At 70.9% G+C, this 6,000-nt stretch carries 4 protein-coding genes; 2 read left to right on the top strand and 2 right to left on the bottom strand.

Annotated features, from left to right (window positions below; translation table 11 throughout):
* Positions 1–355: 355 nt before the first annotated feature.
* Positions 356–2,593 (bottom strand): MMPL family transporter, encoded by a 2,238-nt coding sequence (locus AQI95_RS32815; RefSeq protein WP_067132346.1) that lies wholly within the window; start codon positions 2,591–2,593, stop codon positions 356–358.
* 182 nt (positions 2,594–2,775) lie between these two features.
* On the opposite strand from AQI95_RS32815, the gene AQI95_RS32810 reads away from it, so the two are divergent.
* A complete protein-coding gene (locus AQI95_RS32810) occupies positions 2,776–3,420 on the top strand; it encodes a TetR family transcriptional regulator (RefSeq protein ID WP_067132344.1) in 645 nt (214 codons plus the stop codon).
* A 267-nt stretch (positions 3,421–3,687) separates the two neighbouring features.
* Here AQI95_RS32810 and AQI95_RS32805 read toward each other — a convergent pair whose 3' ends face one another.
* Positions 3,688–4,965 carry a COG1470 family protein gene (locus AQI95_RS32805; RefSeq protein WP_067132341.1) on the bottom strand — a complete coding sequence of 426 codons (1,278 nt, stop codon included), beginning with the start codon at positions 4,963–4,965 and terminating at the stop codon, positions 3,688–3,690.
* Between the two features lie 271 nt (positions 4,966–5,236).
* Between AQI95_RS32805 and AQI95_RS32800 the strand changes: the two genes are divergently transcribed.
* Positions 5,237–5,905 (top strand): helix-turn-helix transcriptional regulator, encoded by a 669-nt coding sequence (locus tag AQI95_RS32800; RefSeq protein ID WP_067132338.1) that lies wholly within the window; start codon positions 5,237–5,239, stop codon positions 5,903–5,905.
* Positions 5,906–6,000: the final 95 nt, after the last annotated feature.

Below are 6,000 nucleotides of genomic sequence, written 5' to 3'. Positions count from 1 at the left end.
CCCCCGGCAGCAACCTGTACTGCTGACCGCAGCCGACGACCGATGCCCTGCCGGAGCACACGGCAGGGCATCGACCCTTGAGTCTGCTACGACGGAAAGCCCCGTCCCATGGAACGACGTGCTGGGGTGTCGGTACGGGCTGCGTGGTCGGGTTCCGGGATCACCACGAGCGGTGTGTGCAGACGACGCGGGACCGGAGGATGTCCGCGTACGCGCCGCGCGGCGTCGCCATGCCGCACACCTATGGCCCGTACCCAACGGCTGAGCGGCGGACGTCCCGTGCGAAGAGCGCCCGCACGGCTCGGCCGAGGCACGCCGCCCAGAGGTGCGGCGGGCCCCGGCCGTTGGGTCGTGGTCAGGGTGCGCCCGGTCCGCTCCCGGTGGGCACGGGGGCGGGCCGGGACTCCTGATCGGTGGGGCCGGGGGCTGCTGCCAGGCGCTCTCCTTCGATGTCGAGGTCGGGCAGGAGCCGGTCGAGCCACTTCGGCAGCCACCACCCGGCGCGGCCGACGAGCGCGAGGACGGCCGGGACCAGGGTCATACGGACGGCGAAGGCGTCGATGAGCACACCGACGGCCAGAGCGAAGGCGATCGGCTTGAGGATGGAGCTGCCGCCCGGGACGAAGCTCGCGAACACCGCGAACATGATCAGTGCGGCGGCCGTGACCACGCGGGAGGCGTGGCGGGAGCCGGCCAGCACCGCCTCGCGGGGTTCGGCGCCCCGGACGTACGCCTCGCGCATCCGGCTGACCATGAACACCTCGTAGTCCATGGCGAGTCCGAACAGCACCGCCATCACCAGGATGGGCAGGATGCTGACGACCGGACCGGTCTCCGCGACACCGAGCGCGCTCGCGAGCCAGCCCCACTGGAACACGGCCACGACCGCGCCGAAGGTGGCGGCCACCGACAGCAGGAAGCCGAGGCCGGCCTTCAACGGCACGACCACCGAGCGGAAGACGAGCAGCAACAGCAGCAGCGACAGGCCGACGACGACCAGGGCGAAGGGGACGAGCGAGCCGGCCAGCCGGTCGGAGACGTCGATGTTCACGGCCGTCGTCCCGGTGACGGACACCTGCGCCCCCGTCCGTTCGCGCCAGTCGGGCGCCTGGTCGCGGATGTGCTCGACGAGATCCTTGGTCCGCTCGTCCGCGGGCCCGGTCTTCGGGACGACCTGGATGACGGCCGCGTCCTGGTGCGGGACGGTCTGCGGCCTGCCGACCTCGGCGACGCCGTCGGTGGCCTTCAGGTCCTGCACGAGGGCGGCGGTGGCCTGTTGCGCGCTGTCGGCGCGGGAGGTGTCGGCGAGCAGCAGCAGCGGGCCGTTGAAGCCGGGGCCGAACTTCTCGGAGACGGTGTCGTACGTCTGCCGCTGCCCGCTGCCCGCCGGTGCGGAGCCGTTGTCGGGCAGGGCAAGTCGGAGGTCCCGGGCGGGCAGCGCGACGGTGAGCAGGCCGATGAGGACGGCCAGCAGGGTGAGCAGCGGGCGGCGCAGGGCGATCCTGCCCCAGCGTTCGCCCAGCGGCCCGCGCCCGCCGTACCCGGCGCTGTGGGCGGCCTGCTCACGGCGGGCGGCGCGCGAGCCCGGCTTCGGGCGCAGCCGCTCACCGGCGAGTCCCATCAGGGCCGGCAGGAGCGTGGTGGAGACACCGATCGCGATCAGTACGGCGGCGGCCCCGGCCAGGCCCATGACGGTGAGGAACGGGATGCGTACGACGGCCAGCCCGCACAGCGCGATGATCACGGTCAGGCCGGCGAAGACGACCGCGCTGCCCGCGGTGGCGGTGGCGCGGGCCGCCGACTCCTCGGTGTCCATGCCCGCGGCGAGCTGGGAGCGGTGGCGCGAGAGTATGAACAGGGCGTAGTCGATGCCGACCGCCAGGCCCAGCATGGACGCGAGGGACGGCGCGGTGCTGGAGATGGTCAGCACGCCGGTCAGCGCCGACAGACCCAGCAGGGTCACGGCCACGGCGGTGATCGCCGTCACCAGGGGCATGCCCGCGGCGAACAGCGAGCCGAAGGTGATCGTGAGCACGACGAGGGCGACGGCCACCCCCATCAGTTCCTTGGTGTGCCCGGTGCTCTTGCCGCTGCCGTACGCGGATCCGCCGACCTCGACCGTGAGTCCGGCGTCCTTCGCGGGCCGGGTGGTCTTCTCCAGCGCCGTCAGGCTGTCGCCGTGCAGGCCGGCCCGGGTGACCTGGTAGCGGACCTGGCCGAGTGCGGCGGTGCGGTCGGGGGACATGACCTTGCTGTGCACCGGGTCGGTCACGGCGACGACCTGTGGGGCGGTGTCCGCCGCGGCCATGCTGGAGCTGATCGCGTGGGCGTATTGCGGCTCGGTGACGGTGTGGCCGTGGGGCGCGACGAAGACGATCTGGGCACTGGTCCCGGCCGCCGAGGGCAGCTCCCGTCCGAGGGTGTCCATCGCGGTCTGGGCAGGTGAGCCCGGCACGGTGAACTCGTCGTCGGTGGTGCCGCCGAAAGTGATCACGCAGGCGACGACGGCGGTCAGCACCAGCAGCCAGGCGGCCGACACCGCACGGCGGTGCCGGAAGGCACCACGGCCGAGCCGATAGAGCAGGGAAGCCATGAAGGGCGCTCCTTGAGGGGTCTTGCCGGGAGAGAGCGGTACATGCGGGGAGGGCTTCAGTGCCCGCGGCACAAGCAGTCACCGAAAAATGTCACGACTGACACAATACATAAAGTGTCATGACTGACACTTGGCCTGCTCATGTCATATTCGAGCGGGTCGGAGCGTGGCAGGATGATCCCGTGAGCACGCAGGGGACACAGGAGCCTGAGCCGGGACGGCGGGACCGGAAGAAGGCCGCCACGCGCCGCACCCTGCTCCAGACGGCCACCCGCATGTTCGCCGAGCGCGGCTTCCAGGAGACGACGGTCAAGGACATCGCCACGGAGGCCGGTGTCACCGAGCGCACGTTCTTCCGGTACTTCCCCTCGAAGGAAGACCTCGTTTTCGCCGAGATCCTCGACTTCGTCCCCCTGGTCGCCCAGGAGATCCTCCGGCGGCCGGCCGGCGAACCGCCCCTCGCCGCCGTACACAACAGCCTGCTGGCGGCCGCGGGCCGGCTCGACGGCGGGCTCGCCATCCTCTTCGTGGGCGCACCGCCCCGCGCACTGACGGGCCAGACCCGGCGCACCCATGTCCTGACCGAGTTCGAGGACGGCATCGGGGCGGCGCTGGCGGAGCGTTTCGCGGAGCACGATCCCGAAGAGCCGGCCCGCCGACGGGCCCTGCGCGCCTCCGTCCTGGCCAGGGGCGCCGTCGGCGCCGTGCGCGGCGCCCTGCTCACCCACACACGCGGCTACGAAGCCACGGGGTCACGCAGGGTCGAGGACTTCGCCGCACTGCTGGACGAGGCGTTCACCGTCCTGCGAACGGCGGATGACGCGTAGCGCCGTTCCGGCGTGTCACCTTGACGTCTCCCCGCGATGACTTCGCGGCTGCAAGGCATGTCGGCAGCGGCGATAACCAGCCACTGCGGTCCGGCAGCTGCCCCTCTTCGGATCCGTCGGACATGGCGAAGGGGCCCGGGATTCCGGGCCCCTGACGCGTTTTCAAAAATGCCGTTTACAATCGACACTCTGTCGTTTTCCGGACGGAGTTAGACTCTCCTCTTCCGTTCGCAGCTCACGGGGCGAACGATGTTCGAGGGAACGACGTCACCGGGTGATGTCGCTGAGTACGCCACTGACATTCAGGACTTCATGACACTGCTGCGCCTGCCGGCCCGTCGCCGGCGTACCGGGCTTCGCGCATGTCACGTTGACGGTCACCTTGGCGTCCTCGGGGATCTTGATGGGGGTGACCCAGTGGTAGTCCTGATTGCGGAAGGTCTCCAGGGCGATGGTGGTGACCTTGCGGTCGCCGAAGGTGATGGTCATGACGCCTTCGTCGCCCTGGAAGTTGGCGACGACGATGTCCGTGATCCCGAACACCTTGCCCTTGGGCACCACATAGGTACCGGTGTTGTCCTGCCCGCCGGACGTCTGTACGTCGATCGTGGCCGAACTCTGCTGGCCGCCGCCGCTCCCGCCGCCGTTCCCGCCGCCGCCGGTGTCACCACCGGTGCCCGGCGACGCACCCTGGCCGCCCGGCTGGGATCCCTTGCCGGAACCGGTCCCCGGAGACTGCCCGTTCTGCGATCCGCCGGGCGTGGGACGCGGCTGGACCACCTCGTCGGCGGCCTGCTTGGCGGCGCTCCGCACAGCCGGTCGGACCAGGGCGAACCACGCGACCAGCAACGCGATCAGGGCCGCGAGCAGGGCCAGCAGCCACTTGGGGAAGATCGGGATCTGGACGAACTCGGCTTCCAGCGGCGGCCGTACGAGGGCCCCGGGCCGTTCGACACGCTCCGCGGCCGCGGCGTCCGTGGTCCGCACGGCGAACGGCCAGACCACGGGCTTGCCGAACCAGACCGGCTTGCCGATGCGCACCCGCAGCCGGGTCTCCGCCGACTCACCGGGCTCAAGAGCGAACTCGGCGGGCGCGAACGTGAACCGCAGCTCCTCGCCCGGCTGTTCCGGCGTCAGGGCGATACGGGCCGGGGCGTTGCCCTCGTTGCGCACCGCCAGCCGGTAGCGGCCCCGCAGCCAGCCGCGCCTGCGGCGCGGGAGGATCTCGGTGCGCAGCTCGTGGAACTCCTCGATGTGCACCGTCGTCTCGGGAACCGTGACGGCTTCGGGGTGCTCGGCCGGCAGTACGCGCACAGCCAGCGGCACATCACCCGCGCGGACCTCCGGCGAGCGGGGCGGGTCCAGCCGGATGGTCACCGTCTCGGAGGTGCCGGGGTACAACGAGACTCGTTCGGGCTCGACTGTGGCCCAGGCTTTGCAGTCGCCGACGACCTCCAAGGTGTACGCCTCGACGATGTCGCTGTCGTTGCGGACGGTCAGACGGGTCGAGGCGGTGCCACCAGGCGTCACCGTCACGGCGGGCATGTCGAGCCCGGGCAGTCCAGGCCCGGAAGAGGCTGCAGAAGGCGTCACCGGACGACCGTAAATCCGCGCTCGGACGGCCACGAGAGGTGCGAGGGCAACATCCGGGCAGTCGACATGCCCCGAACGGTCAACGACAACTCCTCTGATCGGCAGGCCCGTTGATCGCGCCACGACCCGCCCGCGAACCTCCGCGGGCCCCGCCACCGTCCCCTTTGTCGGCTCCCTTGCCCCTCCGCTCGCCTTCGCTCCACCAACTGAATCAGGAACCTGCATGTCCCTCTCCACGACAGAGCAACAGGCCGTACCCACCAGTCGGCCGCGCCGGGTCTCCGTCGCCGTCTACGCCCAGGACCTCGTCCTGCGCATCGGTGTCGTCCACCAGCTCCGCCAGCGCCCCGAGGTGGAGCTGCTCGACGACGCCGACGCGGACCGGGCGCACACGGCTCTCGTGGTCGTCGACTCCGTGGACGACGAAGTCATAGCCCTGCTGCAGCGGTTGCAGCGCAACGCCGGTACCCGGACCGGGCTCGTGGTCGGCACGTTCGAGTCCGCGGCGCTGCAGCGGGTCATCGAGTGCGGTGTCGCGGCGGTGCTGCGGCGCACCGAGGCCGACCAGGACCGGCTGCTGCATCTGGTGCTCGCGCTGGCCAACGGCGAAGGGGTGCTCCCCGGAGACCTGCTGGGCAAGCTGCTGAGCCATGTCGGCAGCCTGCAGCGCGCGGCACTCGATCCACGCGGTCTGACCCTGTCCACGCTGACCGCGCGCGAGGCGGACATGCTGCGCCTGGTGGCGGACGGTTTCGACACCACGGAGATCGCGCAGAAGACGTCGTACTCGGAACGGACCGTCAAGAACGTGCTGCACGAGATCACCACGCGTCTGCAGCTGCGCAACCGGGCGCACGCCGTCGGTTACGCACTGCGCAACGGCCTGATCTGAGGTCACGCCACTGGCGGTCCGGCACCACGGTGTTGCCCGAAAGCGCATCCGGTGCTTCCCCCGGACACGGCCCCGCCGCCCTGCCGCGCGACGCT

Origin of the sequence: Streptomyces yokosukanensis, from assembly GCF_001514035.1 — a bacterium.
GTDB lineage: Bacteria > Actinomycetota > Actinomycetes > Streptomycetales > Streptomycetaceae > Streptomyces > Streptomyces yokosukanensis.
This window is presented reverse-complemented; position numbering and strand designations above follow the sequence as displayed.

Bases quoted from the DNA above. Each gene is read 5' to 3' on its own strand.
- AQI95_RS32815 (WP_067132346.1), bottom strand. From the start codon at position 2,593: ATGGCTTCCCTGCTCTATCGGCTCGGCCGTGGTGCCTTCCGGCACCGC.
- AQI95_RS32805 (WP_067132341.1), bottom strand. From the start codon at position 4,965: ATGCCCGCCGTGACGGTGACGCCTGGTGGCACCGCCTCGACCCGTCTG.
- AQI95_RS32800 (WP_067132338.1), top strand. From the start codon at position 5,237: ATGTCCCTCTCCACGACAGAGCAACAGGCCGTACCCACCAGTCGGCCG.